This window comes from Streptomyces sp. NPDC021019 (assembly GCF_044333295.1).
Lineage (GTDB): Bacteria > Actinomycetota > Actinomycetes > Streptomycetales > Streptomycetaceae > Streptomyces.
On sequence record NZ_JBIRQR010000005.1, the window covers coordinates 264,067 to 285,308 of the forward strand.

General features: G+C 72.4%; 9 protein-coding genes and 1 pseudogene. 5 read left to right on the forward strand and 5 right to left on the reverse strand.

All coding sequences use genetic code 11. From position 1 onward, the window contains the following. Nucleotides 1–21 precede the first annotated feature (21 nt). Together pgm and ACH4RG_RS26250 are read right to left on the reverse strand one after the other, a co-directional pair. Nucleotides 22–1,665, reverse strand: coding sequence for a phosphoglucomutase (alpha-D-glucose-1,6-bisphosphate-dependent) (gene pgm / locus ACH4RG_RS26245; protein ID WP_397924694.1), 1,644 nt, complete (start codon nt 1,663–1,665; stop codon nt 22–24). A gap of 216 nt (nt 1,666–1,881) precedes the next feature. Then, on the reverse strand, nt 1,882–2,949 hold the full coding sequence (locus tag ACH4RG_RS26250; protein ID WP_397924692.1) for a chitinase: 1,068 nt from the start codon (nt 2,947–2,949) through the stop codon (nt 1,882–1,884). Between the two features lie 464 nt (nt 2,950–3,413). Here ACH4RG_RS26250 and ACH4RG_RS26255 point away from each other — a divergent pair, with 464 nt between their 5' ends. Further along, nucleotides 3,414–4,370, forward strand: coding sequence for a DUF3048 domain-containing protein (locus tag ACH4RG_RS26255; protein ID WP_397931773.1), 957 nt, complete (start codon nt 3,414–3,416; stop codon nt 4,368–4,370). A 257-nt stretch (nt 4,371–4,627) separates the two neighbouring features. On the opposite strand, the gene eno is transcribed toward ACH4RG_RS26255, so the two are convergent. Next, nucleotides 4,628–5,932 carry a phosphopyruvate hydratase gene (gene eno, locus ACH4RG_RS26260; protein WP_398540349.1) on the reverse strand — a complete coding sequence of 435 codons (1,305 nt, stop codon included), beginning with the start codon at nt 5,930–5,932 and terminating at the stop codon, nt 4,628–4,630. Between the two features lie 226 nt (nt 5,933–6,158). On the opposite strand from eno, the gene ACH4RG_RS26265 reads away from it, so the two are divergent. The 4 genes and pseudogenes from ACH4RG_RS26265 to ACH4RG_RS26280 all read left to right on the forward strand — a co-directional run bounded on the left by ACH4RG_RS26265 (nt 6,159) and on the right by ACH4RG_RS26280 (nt 8,561). Continuing rightward, a complete protein-coding gene (locus ACH4RG_RS26265; RefSeq protein ID WP_397924687.1) occupies nt 6,159–6,581 on the forward strand; it encodes a MarR family winged helix-turn-helix transcriptional regulator in 423 nt (140 codons plus the stop codon). 42 nt (nt 6,582–6,623) lie between these two features. Then, nucleotides 6,624–6,749, forward strand: a pseudogene (locus ACH4RG_RS26270) (IS5/IS1182 family transposase); the annotation flags it as partial. Nucleotides 6,750–6,810: 61 nt separating this feature from the next. Further along, a complete protein-coding gene (locus ACH4RG_RS26275; protein ID WP_397931767.1) occupies nt 6,811–7,392 on the forward strand; it encodes a DinB family protein in 582 nt (193 codons plus the stop codon). A gap of 59 nt (nt 7,393–7,451) precedes the next feature. Beyond that, complete coding sequence (locus tag ACH4RG_RS26280; protein ID WP_397931764.1) at nt 7,452–8,561, forward strand: alpha/beta hydrolase-fold protein; 1,110 nt, start codon at nt 7,452–7,454, stop codon at nt 8,559–8,561. Nucleotides 8,562–8,609: 48 nt separating this feature from the next. Here the strand turns inward: ACH4RG_RS26280 and ACH4RG_RS26285 are convergent, their stop codons facing one another. Further along, nucleotides 8,610–10,310, reverse strand: a complete 1,701-nt coding sequence (locus ACH4RG_RS26285) for an ABC transporter ATP-binding protein (RefSeq protein WP_398540350.1) — start codon at nt 10,308–10,310, stop codon at nt 8,610–8,612. 5 nt (nt 10,311–10,315) lie between these two features. Further along, on the reverse strand, nt 10,316–21,241 hold the full coding sequence (locus ACH4RG_RS26290) for an amino acid adenylation domain-containing protein (protein WP_398540351.1): 10,926 nt from the start codon (nt 21,239–21,241) through the stop codon (nt 10,316–10,318). Nucleotide 21,242: the final 1 nt, after the last annotated feature.

Below are 21,242 nucleotides of genomic sequence, written 5' to 3' on the forward strand. Positions count from 1 at the left end.
GCCGGATGCCGACGACAGGACTCAGGCGTCGCCGAGTGCTTCGGAAACCAGGGCCCTGGCCTCCTCCTGGACCCGGGCGAGGTGGCCGGGTCCCTGGAAGCTCTCCGCGTACACCTTGTAGACGTCCTCGGTGCCCGAGGGGCGGGCGGCGAACCAGGCGCTGTCGGTGCAGACCTTGAGGCCGCCGATCGCCGCCCCGTTGCCGGGGGCCTCGGTGAGGACGGCGGTGACGGGCTCTCCGGCCAGGGTGTCGGCCTTGACCTGCTGCGGGGAGAGCCGGGCCAGGACGGCCTTCTCCTCGCGGGTGGCGGGTGCGTCGACGCGTGCGTACGCCGGGTCGCCGAAGCGGCCGGTGAGCCGCGCGTAGTGCTCGGAGGGGGTGGAACCTGTGACTGCGGTGATCTCGGAGGCGAGGAGGGCCAGCAGGATGCCGTCCTTGTCCGTGGTCCAGACCCGGCCGTCGCGGCGCAGGAAGGAGGCCCCGGCGGACTCCTCGCCGCCGAAGCCGAGACTGCCGTCGTAGAGGCCGTCGACGAACCACTTGAAGCCCACCGGGACCTCCACCAGGGTGCGGCCGAGGTCGTGGGCGACCCGGTCGATCATGGACGAGGAGACCAGCGTCTTGCCGATGCCCGTCCCGGCCGCCCAGCCGTCGCGGTGGGTGTAGAGGTAGTCGATGGCGACAGCCAGATAGTGGTTGGGGTTCATCAGGCCGCCGTCGGGGGTGACGATGCCGTGCCGGTCGGCGTCGGCGTCGTTCCCGGTGGCGATGGCGTACGCGTCGCGCTGGGCGATCAGCGAGGCCATGGCGTGCGGGGACGAGCAGTCCATGCGGATCCTGCCGTCCCAGTCCAGCGTCATGAACCGCCAGGTGGGGTCGGCGAGCGGGTTGACGACGGTGAGGTCGATCCGGTGGCGTTCCGCGATGCGCCCCCAGTAGGCGACGGACGCGCCGCCGAGGGGGTCGGCGCCGATGCGGATGCCCGCGTCCCGTACGGCGTCGAGGTCGAGGGCGGAGGGCAGGTCGTCGACGTACGCGGTCAGGAAGTCGTACCGGTGGGTGGTGTCGGCGGCCAGGGCCTGGGCGTAGGGCATCCGGCGGACCACTCCGAGTCCCGCCTCGATCAGGGCGTTGGCCCGGTCCTGGATCCAGGAGGTGGCGTCGGAGGCGGCCGGTCCCCCGTTCGGCGGGTTGTACTTGAAGCCGCCGTCGGCGGGCGGGTTGTGCGAAGGGGTGACCACGATTCCGTCGGCCAGGTGCTCGGTGCGGCCCTGGTTGTACGTGAGGATGGCGTGCGAGACGGCGGGGGTGGGGGTGTAGCCGTCCTCGCTGTCGATGAGGACGGTGGCCCCGTTGGCGGCGAGCACCTCCAGGGCGGTGACCCGGGCGGGTTCGGACAGCGCGTGGGTGTCCGCGCCGAGGAACAGGGGGCCGTCGGTGCCCTGGCGGGCACGGTAGTCGCAGATCGCCTGCGTGGTCGCGGCGATGTGGTCCTCGTTGAACGCGGCGGCGAACGCGGAGCCGCGGTGGCCGGAGGTACCGAAGGCCACCCGCTGGGCGGGCTCGGCGGAATCGGGATGGAGGGCGTAATAGGCCGTCACCAGCCGTGCCACGTCGACCAGGTCTGCGGACTGCGCCGGGTGACCGGCCCGTTCGTGCACCATCGGGGCTCCTCGTACGTCTTCGTCGTCGGCCGGCCCGTGGGGAGACGGGCCCGGCGCACCGGGGAAACGATCACCCCGGTCCGTACCCGATTCTGCTCTCCCGACCGCTCCGGTGCGCGACCGGTTCACGCCTTCCTCGTGTCGCCACCCGGCCGGAGCGGCGCCGCGCCCCCGGTCCGGAGCGGACCGGGGGCGCGGAAGCGTACACGTGGGGGATCAACGGCCCTGGAGGGACCTCACGTTGTCGCCGAAGGTCCAGCCCCTGGAGCCGTCCCAGTTCAGGGACCAGGTCATCAGCCCCTTCAGGGAGCCGTTGTAGTGGTTCCATGCCTGCGAGACCAGCCCGGTGGACATGTGGCCGCCGCCGGCGCCGGGCTGGGCGGGGAGGCCGGGGACCTGCTTGTCGTAGGGCACCTTGATGGTGGTGCCCTGGATGACCAGCCCCTTGTTCAGGCAGTCGGTCTGGGCGGTGAAGCCCGCGACGGTGCCGGCGGAGTAGGAATCGCCGGAGCAGCCGTACATGCTGCCGTTGTAGTACTGCATGTTCAGCCACCACAGGCGGCCGTTGTCGGCGTACTTCTTGATGATGGGCAGGTACGAGCCCCAGATCGAGCCGTAGACGACGCTGCCGCCGGTGACGTACGCCGTCTCGGGGGCCATGGTGAGACCGAAGTTCGGCGGCATCGCGGCGAGGACGCCGTCGATGATGCGGATGAGGTTGGACTGCGACGCGGACAGCTGGTTGATGTTGCCGCTGCCGACGAGGCCGGTCTCGATGTCGATGTCGATGCCGTCGAAGTTGTACTTCTTCAGGATCGGGACGATCGTCTGGACGAACCGGTCGGCCACCTTGCTGGAGCTGAGATCGATCCCCGCCGCGGCTCCGCCGATCGACATGAGGGTGGTGAGGCCGGAGGCCTTGGCCTGACACATCTCGGCGGGGGTGGCGACCTTGACGGTGTTGTCCATACCGTCCTCCCAGAGGACGGTGCCGTCGGAGCGGATGACGGGGAAGGCCGCGTTGATGACGTTGTAGCCGTGCTGGGTGATGCGGGAGTCGGTGATCGGGATCCAGCCGAGCGGCGGGTGCACTCCGTTGGCCGCCCCGTCCCAGTTCTCCCAGTACCCCTGGAGCACCTTGCCCGTGGGCCTCGACTTGACCGCGCAGGTCTCGGCGGCCGCGACGTTCGTCGCCGCGGACTTCGGCGGCGCGGCTCCGACCAGCATCGGTACGACGAGTGCCGCGGCCAGGCCGAGGCCCAGCAGTCGTGATGTACGCCCCATGATCCGTACGTCCTTCCAGCCCGGGTCCGCCGCCGACGGGACGAAAGGTTCGCCCCGCCCCGCCCCATGTCGTGACCCTGCCAAACCGTAGAATGGTCCAGACCTTCGGTCAAGAGCGCCCGCCGGGCCCGCGCCGCCCGGGAGCCGCGGAAGGACCGGCCGTTCTCGCCCGCGCCCTTCGGGTGGCACGCCCGGGACGGCAAGGACCGGTGCCCGGTGTGCCTGCATCAGGGGCGCGGCACGGGGGATGCCCGCCCGGGTCGGCCCGGCCCGCGCGAGGGGCGCTGACGCGCCGTGACGCCGTTCGGGCCGTTCGGGCCGTTCGGGCCGTTCGGGGCCGGTTCCGCTCGGGGCCGGCGGTCCCGCAACCATCCCGACCCCGGATGCGTGATGATGGATGAGGGGCCGCGACACGACGGCGTTGCGCCGACACCGCCGGCCGACGCCCCGGAAGGGCGGTCGCCATGTCCGCAGGGGGAATCAGGCCCTCGGCCGCAGTACTGTTCACCACGCTCGTGCTGGCCGTCACGGCCGCGTGCTCGGGCGGGGAGGGTTCCTCACCCTCGCCGCGCAGCAGCTCCTCCTCCGGGCCGGGCCGGGCCGCCGTACTCGCCGTGAAGATCGACAATGTGGCGCCCGCACGCCCCCACACCGGTCTGGAGCGGGCCGACATCGTCTACGTCGAGCAGGTGGAGGCCGGCCTGAGCCGGATCCTCGCCGTGTACTCCTCCGCTCTGCCGCCGGTCATCGGCCCGGTGCGCAGCGCGCGGGAGACCGATCTCGAGCTGCTGCGGCAGTTCGACCGGCCGGCGCTGGCCTTCTCGGGGGCCCAGAGCAGGCTGCTGCCGTTCGTCGACCGAGCGCCGCTGGACCCCGTGCCGCCCTCGAAGGCGCCGGGGGCGTACTTCCGGGATCCGGACCGGCCCGCGCCGCACAATCTCTATCTGCGGCCGCAGCGGATCCCGTTCGAGGCCTCCGAGGTCAACGCCGTCGGGGAACTGGGGCTGGAGCCCGGCGCGCCGCCTCCCGGCGGGGAGCGGGTGGACAGCCGCACGGTTCGCTATCCGTCCGCGTCCGTGACGTTCACCTGGTCCGCCGAACGCGAGCGGTGGCTCGTCTCCCTGGACGGCTCCCCCGCCCGCACCACCGCGGACGACCGGCTCGGAGCCGGGACGGTCGTCGTCCAGGACGTGACGGTGCGCCCGTCGGACTTCCGCGACCGGTCCGGGAACACCAGCCCGTTCACCGAGACCGTGGGCTCGGGAGACGCGGTCGTCCTGCGGGACGGCCGGGCGTACGAAGCCCGATGGGCGCGGAGCGCGGCCGACGCGGACACCGTGTACACCACCCCCGACGGACAGCGCGTCGATCTCGCCGAAGGGCCACTGTGGATCCTGTACGCACCGCGCGGGGGCGCCTGAGCGGCGGCATGCCGAAGCACCCGCTGAGGCGCCCCTGGCGGCGGGGTCGGCCCCGGCCCGGGGCGCCCGGTCTCCTCCTGCCAGGCCTTGAGGGCTGAGGCCTAGAGAGGTTCCTTCGCAGTGGGGAGACCGGCGGGCTCCGGGCGAACCGTCAGGCCTTTCGACGTGGCTGGTTCACGCGACCAAGGGGCGGACCTCCGTCCCGACGCCCGTCGACTGCCTGTCGCGCTTTCAGGACCGGGGGGCTCCCCGCCCTGCTATCGGGAGCGGGACAGCAGCGCCCCGCCCGCGTACTGGGCCGACTGCCCCAACTCCTCTTCGATCCTGATGAGTTGGTTGTACTTGGCCGTGCGGTCGGAGCGGGACAGCGAGCCGGTCTTGATCTGGCCACAGCCGGTCGCGACCGCCAGGTCCGCGATCGTGGTGTCCTCCGTCTCGCCGGAGCGGTGGGACATCACGGCGCTCCAGCCCGCACGGTGCGCGGTGGCGACCGTGGCGAGGGCTTCGGTCAGGGTGCCGATCTGGTTGACCTTCACCAGGACCGAGTTGCCGACGCCGGTCCGGATTCCCTCGCGCACCTGCGCCTCGTCGGTGCAGAACACGTCGTCACCGGTGAGCTGGCAGCGGTCTCCGACGCGGGTGGTCAGCTCGCGCCAGCCGTCCATGTCGTCCTCGGCCATCGGGTCCTCGATGGAGACGACCGGGTACGCGTCGATCAGCTTGACCAGGTAGTCGACCTGTTCGGAAGGGGTGCGGCGCACGCCCTCGCCCGCGTACACGTACGCACCGTCGCGGAAGAACTCCGACGAGGCCGGGTCCATGATCAGGCCGATGTCCGCACCGGGACGGTACCCGGTGCGCTCGACGGCGCTCATCACGAAGTCGAGCGCCTCCTCCGCCGTGCGCAGCGCGGGCGCGAAGCCGCCTTCGTCGCCGACGCCGGTGGCGTGTCCGGCGGCGAGCAGGTCGCGTCGCAGGGTGTGGAAGATCTCGGAGCCCGTGCGGACGGCTTCCGCGAAGGTCTGCGCGCCCACCGGCGCGATCATGAACTCCTGGAAGTCCAGCGGGTTGTCGGCGTGCGCGCCGCCGTTGATGATGTTCATCATCGGCAGCGGGAGAAGACGGGCGTCGGCGCCGCCGAGGTAACGGTAGAGCGGCTGGCGGTGGGCCGCCGCGGCGGCCTTCGCGGCGGCGAGGGAGACCCCGAGGATCGCGTTCGCTCCGAGCCGGGACTTGTCAGGGGTTCCGTCGAGCGCGACGAGCGCGGCGTCCAGGCCTGCCTGGTCGTCCGCGTCGCGGCCCACGACCGCGGCGGCGATCTCGTCGTTGACGTGGGCGACCGCACGGTCGACGCCCTTGCCGTGCCACTGCCCGGCGTCCCCGTCGCGCAGCTCCAGGGCCTCCCGCGCGCCGGTGGACGCGCCGGACGGGACGGCGGCGCGGCCGAGGGACCCGTCGGCGAGGCGGACGTCGGCCTCGACGGTGGGGTTGCCCCGACTGTCGATGATCCTGCGAGCGGTGACGGACTGGATGACGGTGGGCTCAACTGCCTTGGGGGCCATGCGAGGTCCTTCCGAAGTCACACGCCGCGGCACTCTTGCGACAACGCCGGCGCGAGCCGCGACGACGCAACTCTACAGCAAGACTGTTCAGATGCACTGTTCAGATGAGCTGTTCAGCTGTGCTGCTCAGATGGACTGCTTGGTCCAGCCGTTCCGTTGCGCTGACCGGTTCCGCTCCCCGGGCCGCCCGTGGGGACCCACTGCCGATCACGGGTTAAAGTGCCCTATGCCGACCCCGGAACCCGCCACCGTCGCCGCCGATCTGCGCGTCGCCATGGGCAGACTCGCGCGGCGCGTGAAGCAGGAGGACCGGATCCCGCACGGTCAGGTCGCCGTTCTGGGCGTCCTCGACCGGGACGGGGCCATGACCACCAGCGACCTCGCGGCGGACCAGCGCGTGCGCCCCCAGTCGATGGCCCGCGCCGTCGGACTCCTCATGGACCAGGGCCTCGTCGTCCGCCGGGCGCACCCCACGGACGGACGCAAATCCCTCGTCGACCTCTCCGACGTGGGGCGGGCGGCGCTGGAGGCTGAGCGCGACCGCCGTGCCGACTGGCTCGCCCGGGCCATCGACCTCGAACTCGACGAGGACGAGCAGGAGACGCTCGCGCGCGGCGCCGCCCTGATGGAACGGCTCGCCGCGTACTGAAGCGTGTTGCGGAAGGCTGCGAAGCGGGCATTCCCCTCGCCTGTGTGCGGCGTGAGGGCTGAGCCGTCGTGGGGGGAGACGTTCACAGGGTTGCGGATGCGGCCGTTCGAGCACCTGGTGAAGGTCGTGTGTGAGCGGGGCGGGGACGGGCCCGGTGGCGGTCGTCCCGTCGGCCGGTACGGCGGGAAAAGCGCGTGCCGGGGGCGTACGGGTGTGTCAGGGTCGCCCGGTGAACGCTTCGCGATGTGACCTTCTGCGGCGCCAGTTCGATCTGACCTGGTCGCTGTTCGAGTACCACCTGGAGCGGCTCGACACCGAGGACTTCCTCTGGGAGCCGACGCCGTTGTGCTGGACAGTGCGCCTGCGGGCCGACGGCCGGTGGACGGCGGACTGGGAGGAGACGGAGCCGGACCCCGTTCCGGTGCCGACGATCGGCTGGCTCAGCTGGCACATCGGCTGGTGGTGGAGCACGACGATCGACCACTCCCTGGGCCGCGAGCCCCGGGACCGCGAGGACGTCGTGTGGCCGGGCGACGCCGAGAGGGCGATCGGCTGGCTGCGTGGGCTCCGGGAGGCCTGGCTGGGGGTGCTGGACGGACTGGACGACGCGGCTCTCGACGCCGTCGCGCCGTCTCCCTGGGGACAGGGGCCGGACTACACCATGGCGCACCTGGCCGCATGGGTGAACGCCGAGCTGATGAAGAACGTCGCGGAGATCGGGCAGCTCCGGATGGTGCGCGCGGCCTCCTCCGGCCGACCGTCGGCCTTCGGGGACCGCATCGCCAACGCCCCTTCGGGGACGCCGGGTTAGGCTCACCTCATCCAGGAGGAGCCCAGCCTCGCCTCTTCCGTTCTCACAAGGAGACGCACATGCGTCCGGTGACCGACGAGAATCCGTTCGCCGCCTTCGGTCTCCCGGGCAGCCCGGGCAGCGACGCGTTCTGGGCGGCGGCCCGCACGCCCGCGTCGATCCCCGCCGACGGCGGGTGGCGGACACTCTTCCTGTGGCGTGGTTCCGAGGAGGTGCGCGGCGACGGGTCCGTGCTCGACTTCGAGAGCTGGTCGCCGCCCGTGCCGTTGCGCCGCTGGGGCGGTACGGATTGCTGGTACGCCGAAGTGCGGATGCCCGCACGGCTACGGGTGACCTACCGCTTCATCGCCGGGGGCGCGGCCCACGCCGACCCGTTCAACCCGGTCGGCGCCGGGGCGGACCGTTCCGTCGCCGCGACTCCGGACGCCCCTGCCCAGCCGCACTGGCCCGCTCTCGGCGCGGACGACGTGCTCCCTCTCCCCCGCGCCCGGATCCGCTGGAGCAGCGACCGGCTCGGCGGACGGCGGACCGTGCGCGTCCACCCGGCGGGCGGAGGCGGTCCGGTGGTGATGCTGCTCGACGGGGACGACTGGCTGTACCTGCACCCGGCCGTGACCGCCTTCGACGCGGCCGTCGCCGCGGGTGACATGCCTCCGGTGACCCTCGTGTTCCTGCCGGCCAAGGACCGCGAGGCCGAGTTCGCCTGCCGCCCCGAGCTGTGGGAGGCCGTCCGGGACGAACTGCTGCCGCTGGTCGCCGAGTCGGGCGTTCCGGCCGACCCGGAGCGGCTGGTGGTCGCCGGGCAGAGCCTGGGCGGGCTGAGCGCGCTGTACGCGGCGCTGGAGTTCCCGGAGCTGGTCTCGCGGGTCGCCTGCCAGTCGGGGTCCTTCTGGTGGGCGCCCGGCACGGAGGGGTTGCCGGATCCGCTGGGAGGGGCCCTCGGCGGAGCCGTCGCCGAGCGACTGCGCCGGGGTGCCGACCTGTCGGGGCTGCGGTGCGCTTTCGACGTGGGCGAGCACGAGCACCCGATGCTGCCGCACTGCGAGCTGACCGAGAAGCTGACCGAGCGGGCCGGCGCCACGGTCCGGGTGTCGCGTTCGGCGTCCGGGCACGACCGGTCGGGCTGGCGGCACGCCCTGCTCAGGGACGTGGCCTGGGCTCTCGGCTGAGAGGTTCCCGGAGCGTGCGCGGGCGCACCCCGGGAACCGCCCGGTGGTTCACCTGGCGACGGCCCGGCAGTAGGCCTCGTCGCCGGCGAGGAGACCGCGGTGGGTGTCCTCGGCGGTGATGACGCCCTCGTCCAGGACGAGCACCCGGTCCGCGGCGTCCAGGAGCGCCGGACTGCTGGTGAGCACGAGCGTGGTCCGGCCCCTGCGCAGCTTCGCCACGTTGCGCGCGATGAGCTGCTCCGTCACCGCGTCGACGGCCGTCGTCGGATCGTGCAGGACCAGTGCGTCGGTGTCGGCGGCCAACGCGCGGGCCAGCGAGAGCCGTTGCCGCTGACCTCCGGAGAGGTTCGCGCCCCGGTCGCGGATCGCGTAGTCGAGCCCCTCGCGGTGGAGGGCGACGACATCGGTGAGCATGGAGGCTTCGACGGCCGCCTCGATCGTCCGACCTGTGCCCGACGGGTCGATGTTCGTCCGGAGCGTGCCGGCGAAGATCTCTGCGTCGTAGGGATTCACCAGCAGGTGCTCGCGGACCGCCTCGATCGACAGGTCCGCGATCTCCCGGCCGCCGACCCGCACCACTCCCCCGTACGCTTGGGGGGCGACGTTCACCGAGAGGACGGCGGCCAGGTCGGCCGCCGCGCGCGGCTGGTATGCCGCGATCGCCACGAACTCTCCTGCCGAGACGGTGAAATCGACCCCCCGGAGGGTGCCGTGGCGCAGGCCGTCGACCTCAAGGTCTCCGCCGGGTTGCGGGCGTTCGGGACCCGGTGCCGTCACGGGTGGCGCGGTCAGCACCAGGGCCATGCGCTCGGCCGAGGCACGGGCGATCATGACGTACTTGGGCATCTCGGAGAACATCTTCAGCGGTTCCATGATGAACTGCGCGAGGCCCACGGCCATGACGAGTTCTCCGATGGTGATCCGGCCCTCGAAGGCCAGCCAGCCCGCCGTCAGCGAGACGGCCGCGGCGAGGACCGCGTTGAGGGCGAGCGCGGTGCCGGCGTAGACGCCGTTCACCCGGGCGACGGTGATCGCCTGGCGTTTCGCGTCGGTGCTGACCCTGCGGTAGGAGCCGAAGGCGGCGTGGTTGCCGCCGAAGCCGTGGAGCGGGCGCAGCCCGATGATGAGGTCGGCGACCTTGGCGCCCGCCCGGGCCACCCGGGCCTGCTGTTCCCGCGTACTGGCGCCGATCCGCCTGGACATCACGGCGAGGACCGACAGGATCGTGACGGTCCCCACGATCACCAGCAGCCCCAGCCGGAGGTCCGCCAGGCTCAGGGCGACCGCGGCGACCGCGACGGCGACCAGGGAGCTGATCAGCAGGGGCACCACCTCGATGATGTCGGCGGTCTGGTCGGCGTCCTCCGTGGCGATGGTCAGGATCTCGCCGGACTTGAGGTCCACGTCCCTGGCCACCGGCTGGAGTCCGCAGGCGGCCACCCGTACCCGCCAGCGGTGTGCCTCGGTGGTGTTGGCCTTCTGCAACACGCGCATGCCGAACCGCCACGACAGGGAAACCGTCGTGATGATCACGGCCAGCGAGCCGACCGAGACGCCGAGCGACCCGAGGCTGCGGTCCTGCATCGTGTGCTCGACGATCAGTCCGAGAGCGATGGGGAACGCGGTCTCGGCGGCCTGGTACAGGCCCATGAGGACGGTGCCCGCGACCATGGCGCCGATGTTGCGGCGCAGCGCCGTCCGGAGGATGGCGCTGCCCGGGCGGGGGCGTTCGGTGTCAGAAGTCTTCATCAGGTTCAGGAGTTCTCATCGAGGTGGCGGGCGATCCCTTCCGGGGTTCGCAGGGTGAACAGGTCGCGGATGGTGATGACAGGACCGTACTCGCGGCGGAGGAGCCCGATCAGCCGCACCGCCAGCATGGAGTGCCCGCCGAGGGAGACGAAGTCGCTGACCGCGCTGACCTCGTCGTCGTCGAGGTCGAGCGCCTCGGCGAAGAACTCGCAGACGGTGCTCTCCGTCCCGGTCTCCGGGCCGCGCTCCCCCGCCGTGGTCAGCGCGCCCAGGGGCCTGGCCTCCGGCAGCGCCTTGGTGTCGGCCTTCCCGTTCACCGTGAGCGGGATGCGGTCGACCTCGGCGAAGTGCGTGGGGCGCAGGAAGTCGGGCAGCCGGGCACCCACCTCGTCGGCGACCTGCGCCAGGTCCGCGGAGTCGGCGAGGACCAGATAGGCGGCCAGCCGGTGGGCGCCGTCCACCTGCGGGTCGGGCTGGGCGAGGGCCGCGACGAAGCGTACCGCCGGGTGGGCCGCGAACACGGCCTCGACCTCGCCGAGTTCGACCCGGTGGCCGCGGATCTTGACCTGCTGGTCGGTGCGGCCCAGGTAGGAGATGTTCCCGTCGGACCGGCGGACCACCAGGTCCCCGGTGCGGTACATGCGCTCCCCCGGGCGGCCGAAGGGGCAGGCGACGAAGCGGTGTGCGGTCTGGGCGCTCTGCCCCAGGTAGCCGCGGGCGATGCCGATGCCCGCCACGTACAGCTCGCCGGGCACTCCGGCGGGCAGCGGGCGCAGCCACGGGTCCAGGACGTAGACGTCGGTGTTGTCGATGGCCACGCCGACCACCGGGTCCTGGCATTCGAAGGTGCCGACGCCGAGGGTGTTGATGGTGTATTCGGTGGGCCCGTACAGGTTGTAGCCGACCGTGCCCTCGGTCTCCGCGAGCCGTCGCCACAGCGTCGGGGTGACGGCCTCACCGCCCAGCAGCACCAGGGCGGGCCGCCTCTCCGGGTCCTCCAGCAGCCCCTCGGCGACCAACTGCTGGGCATAGGTGGGGGTCACGTTGACGACGTCGATGCCGTGCTCGACGCAGTACGCGACCAGTCGGGGGGCGTCACGACGCAACTCCTCGTCACAGATGTGGACTTCGTGGCCGTCGGCGAGCCACAGCAGCTCCTCCCACGACATGTCGAACGCGAAGGACACCGTGTGTGCGATGCGGAAGACCCGGTGATCGTGTTCGGCGAGCACGGGCTCGAAGATCCGGCGCTGATGGTTGATCAGCATGTTGGTGAGGCCGGCGTATTCGGTCACGACGCCCTTGGGCTTCCCGGTCGAGCCGGAGGTGTAGATCGTGTACGCGGGGTGGCGCAGGCGGTCCGGATCGTCCGGCGCGAACGTCGTGTACGGCTCGGCCTCCGGCAACGGGCGGTCCAGTTCGATCAGTTCGCCGTCCAGCCGGGGCGCGACCGCGCTCACGGTGAGGATCACCTCGGGGCGGGCATCCTCGACGATGGCCGCGATCCGCTCGTCCGGGTGGTCCAGCTCCAGCGGCACGTACGCGGCCCCGACGCGCAGCACCGCGAACAGTGCCGCGATCCAGTCGAGGGAGCGCGGGATCGCCAGGCCCACGGTCGTCTCGGGTCCGATGCCGCGCCGGGCGAGGACGCCGGCCACGGCCCGGCTGCGCTCCCGGAGTTCGGCGAAGGTCATCGTGGTGCCGTCGGCCACGAGCGCGATGCGCTCCGGATCGCGCCCGGCCGCCAGGTCGAAGCGGTCGACGACGGTGTCCGTGCCGACCTCGGTGCGCCCGGCGGGTTCGGGGGCCGGGCCCGGGCCGCGCAGCGCGCCCACCGGTCCGGTGGCCCGCGCGATGTCCTCCAGGACGCGCAGGTAGTCCTCCAGGAGACGGCGGGCGCTGTCGGTGTCTCCGTGGCGGTGCTCCAGCTTGACCGTGAGCCGGTCGCCGGGCGTGACGACCCAGGTGTACGGGTAGTGCGTGGAGTCGTCCGCCCGGACCGAGGTGATGCCGTGGCGGGTGTTCATCTCCGCGAAGGCGTCCAGGTCCAGGAAGTTCTGGAGCACGAACAGGTTGTCGAACAGGGTGTCGTGCCCGCCGGCCCGCTGGATCTCGCCGAGCCCCAGGTGCTCGTGGTCCATCGCCGCCACGCGCGCCGCCTGCACGGACGAGAGATACGCGTCGACCGAATCGCCGGGCCGGGCCCGGGTCCACAGAGGGACGGTGTTGAGCAGGACGCCGACGATGTCGCCGTGTCCCTCGCCCTCGCGGCCCGAGACGGTCACGCCGAAGACGGCGTCGCCGCGGCCCGTACGGGCTCCGAGGAAGAGGCCGAAGGCGCCGGTCAGCACCGAGTTCAGTGTGACGCCCCGGGTCCGCGCCGTTTCGCGCAGCAGCTCCGACAACTCGTCGGTCAGGGTGTGCACGAGCGGCTGCGGCAGCTCCTCGACGAGCTGCGGGTCCGGTCCGGCGAGCAGCGTCGGTCCCGGCAGTCCTGCCAGGTGCTCGGTCCAGAAGCGCTCCGAGACGGCCGGGTCCTTCGCGGCGAGCGTCCGGGCGTACTCCTCGAAGCCCGGCACGGCCGGCGTCGCGTCCCACGGCCGGCCCGCCACCACGGCCTCGTACGCGTCGAACAGGTCGCGCAGCAGGATCTCGCGGGACCAGCCGTCCCAGAGCAGGAGGTGGTAGCTGAGCAGCAGGCCGTCGCGGTCGTCGGGCATCCGCACGACGGTCATCCGGACGAGCGGTGGCTCCCCCGGGTCGAAGCCCTGCGCGCGGTCCCGGGTGCGCAGGGCCTCGACCTCGGCCTCCGTCGTCAGCGCGACGGCGCGGACGGCGACCCGTCGGCCCGCCTTGAGGACCTGGACCGGACTTCCGTCGTCGTCGGTGGTGAAACCGGCGCCGACGACGGGGTGGCGCCCGATCACGTAGGCCATCGCCTCGGCCAGCGCGTCGGTGTCCAGGCGCCGGTCGAAGGTGAAGTAGCTCTGGGCGACGTAGTGCCCCGCCGCGCCCGCCATCTGGGCCTGGAAGTACAGGCCCCGCTGGAGCGGGGTGACCGGTGCGGTGCGCTCGGCGCTCTCGGACGCGTTCGCGATCTGTTCCAGGGCGGCGAGCCAGTGCTCGGTGATCGCGTCCGGTATGCCATCGGCGAGGATGAAGGCCGCGTGGAGGCAGCCGGTGACCTCGTCCGTCCAGGCGTTGACCTCGACGGCGTACGGGCTGTTCAGGTCGCCCGCGGTGATCCGCAGGGCGTCCGACTCGTTGCCCCGGCCGAGGTAGTTGAAGAGGACCTGCGGCTGCGCGGTGAGGAGCGTGGCCGTCTGCGGGTTGAGGTACCTGAGACGGCCGTAGGCGACGTGCCCGTCCTCGTCGGGGCGGCGTTCGGCGATCTCGCGGGCGGAGGCGACGGGATCGGTGTGGGCGGTGAGGCGTACGGGGGCGATGGAGGTGAACCAGCCGACCGTACGGGAGTAGTCGTGGTGTTCCGCGGCCGGGACCCGGCCGTGTCGCTCCAGCTCGACGGCGAGGTCGGTGGGCACGGTCTGGATCCGGGTCAGCGCGGCGCGCAGGGCTCCGACCAGCAGCTCGGTGAGCTCGATACCGAGCGCGCCGGGTGCACCGCGGGTCACCCGGTCGCTCGCTCCGGACGGGAGGACGGCCGTCCTTGCGCGAAGGCCCTGGACCGTGGGCAGCAGGGCCGGGGCCCGGAGGGCGGTGATCCAGTGGCCGACGTCGTCGGTCTGCTCGGCGGCCCGCACGGCGAGCGCTTCGGCGTAGGCGGCGTAGGAGGTGGTCGGCTCCGGCAGGTCCGCCCCGGTCAGGGCGGTGGCCAGGTCGTCGAGGAGGATCAGCCAGGACACCGTGTCCACGGCGATGTGGTGGACGGTGACGACCAGGGTGCGGCTCGCCGCGAGCCAGGAGAACGCGACGACGTCCCCGGTCTCCGGGTCGAGCCGGCCGGCGGCCTCGTTCGCCGCGGTCGTGGCGTCGAGGGCGTCCGGGGTGCCGACGCCGATCTCGCGGGCGGGTTCGGTGCGCAGGGCCCACACGCCGTGCTCGACGCGCAGCCGCAGGCGCAGGGCCGGGTGTGCGGCGACGAGGGCGTTCGCGGCGCGCCGGATGTCGTCGAGGCGGATGTCTTCGGGGACGGCCACCGACCGGGCCTGGGCGAAGCCGGAGAGCGGCGCGGCCAGCTCCCGCCGGCGCAGGATGATCGGCGTGAGCGGCAGCGGTCCGTCCTCGCGGCGGGAAGTCGGCGACGGCACGGCCCGCGGGGTGCGCTCGGCCAGGTGGCCGGCGAGGGCGCGGGGCGTCCTGAAGAGGAAGACGTCCCGGGGGGCGATCGACAGGCCGAGCGCCCGGGCCCGGTTGATCACGGTGATGGCGACGATGCTGTCGCCCCCGGCGCCGAAGAAGTCGGTGTCGGCGTCCACGGTCGCACCGGGGAGCGCCTCGGCGAAGATGCCGGTCAGGGCGCTGAGCGCACGGTCGCCGGTGGTCCGCGGGGCCTCCCGCGGCGGGGCGGGCTGCTGTGCGGCCCGTTCGGTCAGCGCCTTGCGGTCCAGCTTGCCGTTGACGGTCAGCGGCAACGCGTCCACCGGCAGCACCAGGCCCGGCACCATGTGCGCGGGCAGCTTGGCGGCGAGCAGGCCGGTGAGGTCCGCGGGCGGCTCGCCGACGACATGGGCGACCAGGTGGTCGCCGTCGTCCGCCACGGTGACGGCCACGTCGACGACGCCGTCGAGCTCCCGGATCGCGCCCTCCACTTCGCCCGGCTCGATCCGGAACCCCTTCACCTGCACCTGCTCGTCGGCGCGTCCGGCGAACTCCAGCTCGCCGTCGAGCGTCCGGCGGGCCAGGTCACCCGTGTGGTACATGCGGGAGCCGTCGGAGGCGAACGGGTTGGCCACGAACCGCGCGGCGGTGAGCCCGGGGCGCCCCAGATAGCCGAGGGACACCTGGTCGCCCGCGACGTAGATGGCGCCGACCCGGCCCGGCGGCACCGGCCGAAGCCGGTCGTCGAGCAGGTGGGTGGTCAGTCCGGGGATCGGCGCGCCGATGGGGCTGACGTCGGCGCCCGGGGTGAAGTCCTCGTCCGTCAGCACCCGGTGGGTGACATGGACGGTGGTCTCGGTGATGCCGTACATGTTGACCAGCTCGGGCGAACCCGTACCGTGCCGCTCGACCCAGCCGCGCAGCCGCGCGAGGTCGAGCGCCTCGCCGCCGAAGACGATGCGGCGCACCGTCGTGACCGGCTCCTCCGCGTGCAGGTCGGCCTCGATGAACCGGTAGAAGGCGGACGGCGTCTGGTTGAGCACGGTCACACCGCGTTGCCGGACCAGCCGGTGGAAGTCGACCGGCGAGCGGGTCAGCGCGTACTCCGGGACCAGCAGTTCGCCGCCGTGGGCGAGTGCGCCCCACAGCTCCCAGACGGCGAAGTCGAAGGAGAAGGAGTGGAACTGGACCCACACGTCGTGGGGTCCGAAGCCCATGTCCGGGCAGGTGTTGGCGAGGAGTGTCGTCACCGCGCGGTGCGGGACGACGACGCCCTTGGGCCGCCCGGTCGAGCCGGAGGTGTAGATGACATAGGCGGGGTCCTGGGGAGCGACGGCCGGGAGGTCGGTGTCCAGGGGGTGCTCGTCGCCCTGGACGAGCACCCGGGCCCGCACGCCCGCCCGGTCCAGCAACCGGGTGAAGCGGCCCTGCTGCTCCCGGTCCACGAGGACGACCTGCGGGGCGGCGTCGGCGAGGATGTACTCCAGCCGCTCGTCCGGATAGGCCAGGTCCAGAGGTACGTAGGCCCCTCCGGCGGTGACGACGGCGACCAGGGCGATGACCTGTTCCAGCGATCGCGGAACGGCGACGGCGACCCGGTGCCCCGGCCCGACCCCGGCCGCGCGCAGTGCGGCGGCCAACTCGTTTTTGCCGAAGGCGAGTTCGCCGTAGGTGAGGGAGCGGGTGGCACCGTCCAGCGCGCACTGGGTGACGGCGGTGGCCGCCGGGTCTCCGAGGGCGGCGGCGTCGAACATCTCGACCAGGGTCGTCGCCGCCGCGCGGGCCGGGGCACTGCCGGGCGTGGTGACCAGCAGGTCGACCGGGTCGTCCGGGCGGCCGAGCAGTTCGGTGAGGTTCCGGGTGAAGGCGGCCAGGATCGCCCCGGCGCCATCGGGGCGCAGGAGATCGCCGTCGTAGATCAGGTTGAAGCGCGAGCGGCCGTCCGGTGCGCGTTCGACGACGAGTGTCAACGGGTAGTGCGGCGCTCCCTCGTTGACGACGGCGGCGATGGTGAGGGTGTCGTCCGGTCGGCGCAGGTCGGCCACGTCGGTCGCGATGTCGAAGACGACCAGGGTGTCGAAGAGCGAGCCCGCGCCGTTCAGCCGGCCGATCCGGGCGAGGGAGACGTGCTGGTGTGCCAGGACGACGCCCTGATGCCGCTTCACCGCGTCGAGCAGGTCGTACGCCGTGTCGTTCGGGGCCCAACGGGCACGCACGGGAATGGTGTTGATGAAGAGGCCGACCATGTCCCGGATGCCGGGGAGCTCGGCGTCGCGTCCGGAGACGGTGGAGCCGAAGACGACGTCCCTGCTGTGCAGGACGGTTCCGAGGGTCACCGCCCAGGCGCTGTGCACGGCCACGCTCAGGGGCACTCCGGCCGAGCGTGCGGCCGCGTCGATGTCGTCGGCGGGTTCGGCCGAGACGTCGGCGAACCGCTGGGAGGGGGAGTGCCCCTCGGCGACCAGGCAGGGGCCCGGCAGTCCGGCGAGCTCCTCGCGCCACACCCGGTCGCTCTCGCCCTGGTCACGTCCGGAGAGCCAGTCCACGTAGTCGCGGTAGCCGCCGGTCGGGTACACCGATCCCGGCGCGTGGTACTCGGCCAGCAGGGTGCGCAGCATCGGCGGCACCGACCAGCCGTCGGCGATGATGTGGTGCACGGTCTGCACCAGGACGGGGCGCCGGGCGCCGGCGCGGATGAGCGTGTACCGCATCAGCGGCCCGGCGGCGAGGTCGAACCCGGCCCTGCGGTCCTGCTCGGCGAGGTCGCGGATCTCCTCGTCGGTGAGGTCGGGGCGGACCAGGGTGACGAAGGGCGCGGTCCTGCCACGCTCGACGACGGAGACGACCCTGCCGTCGGCGAGGGCCGTGAAGCGGGCGGCCAGGTTGGGATAGAGGGCGAGCAGCCGGGTGGCGGCCGCGGCGAGGCGGTCGGCGTCCACGTCGCCGTCCAGGGTCAGCACCTGCTGCTCGACGTACGCGCCCGGGGTGTCGTCGTCGTAGACGGTGTGGAAGTAGAGGCCCTCCTGCAGCGGGGTCAGCGGCAGGACGTCGTGGAGCGCCGGGCCGTCCAGTGCGTCGACGTCGGCCTGGGTCAGCGGCACCAGCGGGAAGTCGCTGGGCGTGTGACCACCGACTTCCAGCGCGGCGAGTGAGGTGAGGGCGGAGCGGAAGTGGTCGCCGAGGGCGGTGATGTCCTCCTCGGTGAAGACGCCTTCGGGCCAGGAGATGGTGGTGACCAGTTCGTACGCGCCGCTCGCGTCGGGTTCGGCGATCGCGTTGAACTCCAGGGCGCGCGGCAGCCGCATCGACGGGTCGCGCTTCTCGCCCAACTGTTCTGTGGTGCTGCTGAGTTGCCAGTCGCCGGAGGTACCGGCGTCGAAGCGGCCCAGGTAGTTGAAGAGCACCTGCGGCGCGGGGCCGGCCGGGACGGCGCCGGCGAGATGGCGCAGGGCGCCGTAGGAGACGCCGTTGCTCGGTACGCGGGCGAGGTCCTCCTTGACCGCCTTGAGGGCCGCGGCGAGGTAGGCGGGCGCGGTGGGATCGGGCGCCGCTCCGGGATCCACGACGACCGGGTAAAGGGTGGTGAACCAGCCTACGGTGCGCGACAGTTCGGGCTCGAAGCCGGCCGTGGGCGCGACGAAGCGCCCCTCGCGGCCGTGTCCTTCCAGCTCGATGTGGGCGAACGTCTGGTCCTGCCCCCGGTCATGGCGCAGGCGGGCGAGGGCGACGGCGAGGGCGGTCAGCAGGACGTCGTTGACGCCGGCGTGGAACTTCGCGGGGATCTCGCCCAGCAGTGCGGCCGTGGTCCCGGGTCCGACGGAGACGGCTCGGCTCCGCTCCCGTGCCACGGTGTCGGCCTCGGTGAGCGCCCGCCTGCCGATGGGCGCGTCGGCGGTGGGCAGCTGCGTGGCGTAGTGCTCGCGGTCGGTGTCGAACGACGTGCGGCCCAGCAGCTGGGTCCAGCGCCGGAAGGACGTGCCGACCGGGGGCAGGTCGACGGGTGCGCCGGTGGAGTGCTGACGCCAGGCCGTGGCCAGGTCGTCCATCAGAATGCGCCAGGACACTCCGTCGATCACCACGTGGTGGGCGACCAGCACGAGTTGGCGTGCCTCGCGGCGCCAGACGGCGCGGAGCATGACGCCGTTGTCCGGGTCTAGCGCGTCGGTGGCGAGGGCGACGCACTCCGCCGGCGGGGCGTCGCTCTCCTCCCAGCAGGGTGCGGTCTTGCCGGCCGGCGGGATGTCGAAGCTCCAGCGCTCGCCACGTACGAGCCGGGCGCGGAGCATGTCGTGCCGGGCGAGCACGGCGGCGAGGATGTCGTCGAGGGCGTCGGCGGTCAGCTCCTCCGGGGCGTTGAGGACGACCGACTGCACGAAGCCGTCGATCGCGTCCGTGGTCTCGCCCAGCCACCGCACGATGGGCGAACCGGCGACGGTGCCGGTCGGGACGTCAGCGTGGTCGACGGCGGCGACGGACTCGGCGCTCGCCACTGCCGCCAGCGCCCCGACGACGGTGTTGGTGAAGATCTGTCGCGCGCTGACGTGGAGGCCGACCTCGCGCAGGGCGCTGAGGAGGGAGATCGCCAGGATGCTGTCTCCGCCGAGCTGGAAGAAGTCCTCGTCCGCGCCGACGCTGTCCAGCCGCAGCACCCGTGCGACCGCCTCGCAGACCAGGCGCTCGTTCTCGGTGGCGGGCGCCACGGGGGCTCCGGCGCCCACGGCGGGTTCCGGCAGCGCCTTCCGGTCGAGCTTGCCGTTCGCGGTGAGCGGGAACTCCGTCAGGACGACGAGGTGGGCGGGCACCATGTACTCGACCATGTTGGCCGTGGCCCATTCCTTGACGTCGTCCGCGCTCAGGCCCTGGTGGCCGCCGGACGGGATGACGTATCCGATCAGGTAGGTGCCGCCGACCGTGTTCTTCCTCGCGACGACACAGGTGTGCCGTACGCCGGGGTGCTCGGCGAGGGATGCCTCGACGTCCTCGATCTCCAGCCGCATGCCGCGGATCTTGACCTGGTTGTCGGCGCGGCCCAGGAAGTCCAGCGAACCGTCGGGGGCGTACCGCGCCAGGTCGCCCGTCCGGTAGAGCCGGGAACCGTCCGAGGCGAAGGGGTTGGCCACGAAGCGGGAGGCGGTGAGGCCCGGCGCGCCCACGTATCCGCGCCCCAGGAGGAGTCCTCCGACGTACAGCTCGCCGCCGACGCCGACCGGCACGGGCCGCAGCTCGTCGTCGAGCACGTACAGCTGGGTGTTGGGGTTGGCCCTGCCGATGGAGGTCGACAGTCGTTCCGCGGCTCCCCGGTAGATGACGTGGGAGACGCCGATGGTCGTCTCGGCGGGGCCGTAGCCGTGGTAGAGGGGAATGTCGAGGCGGTCGCGGAACCGCTCGTACAGCTCCGGGGTGAGGACCTCGCCGCCGCACCAGACGTGCCGCAGGCAGTCGAGGCGGCCGGAGTCGCCCGCGATCTCCAGGAGGACGTCCAGCATGGACGAGACCAGGTAGGTGAAGGTGACGCGCTGCTCGGCGATGACGGCGAGCAGGTGGTGCGGGTCGCGTTCGCCGCCGGGCCGCAGGATCACGAGACGGCCGCCGGTGACCAGCGGCAGGAAGATCTCGTTGACGGAGATGTCGAAGGAGAGCGGGGCCTTGAAGAGCGACGCGTCGTCATGGCCGAAGTGAAGGATCTCGGCGGACTGCCACAACAGGCGTTCGCTGATCGCCTCGTGGCGGATCATGGCGCCCTTGGGCCGTCCGGTGGATCCGGACGTGAAGATCACATAGGCCAGTGAGGCGCCGGGGACGCTCACGTCGGGCGCGTCCCCGGGGTGGGCCCCGTACTTCCAGTCGCCGAGGTCGACGGAGACGGCGTCCGGTTCCCCCGCGTCGGTCTTGCCCGTGGAGTTGAGCTGCAGCACGACCGAGGCGTCCTCGACGACGACGTTCCTGCGGGTGGCGGGCCACTGGGGGTCGAGGGGGACGAACGCGCCTCCCGCCCGGAGCACGGCGAGGAGGCCGACGACCATCTCCGCGGAGCGGCCGAGCGAGATTCCGACGACCTGTTCCGCGCCAAGCCCCCGTTCGATCAGGTGGTGCGCCAACTGGGCGGACAGCCGCGCCGTTTCGCGGTACGTCAGCGATCGGTGCTCGTCGACGATCGCGACGGCGTCCGGCCTCAGGCGCGCCTGCTCGCGGAACAACTCCATGAGGGTCGGGCGGTCCCGGTCCGCCCGGGTGTCGTTCCACCGGGCCAGTTCCTCGGCCCGGGCACGGGGACCGGACGGGCCCATGGTGCCGAGAGGCCGGTCGGGGAAGTCGGCCAGGTCGTCGAGTGCCTGCTGGGCGTCGGCCGGGTCGACCCCGGTCGGCACGGTGACGGCGAGGCGCTCGACGTCGACGGGTCGACCACCGGTTCCATCGGTTCCGCCGGTTCCATCGGCTCCGCCGGTTCCGCCCTGGATCCGTCCGAGGACGTCGGGAAAGGGCGTGGCGGGTGTCAGTTCCATGCCGTCAGGGCCGATGCCGGTCGCCCAGTACGCGAGGGCGACGGTGCACGCTTCGACGATGGTCCGGTCGCTGTAGTCACCGAGCCGTCGGCGTACGGCGGCCAGCCGAGTGGGGGAAAGCTCCAGGCGGGAACCGTTCGGTTCGGACATC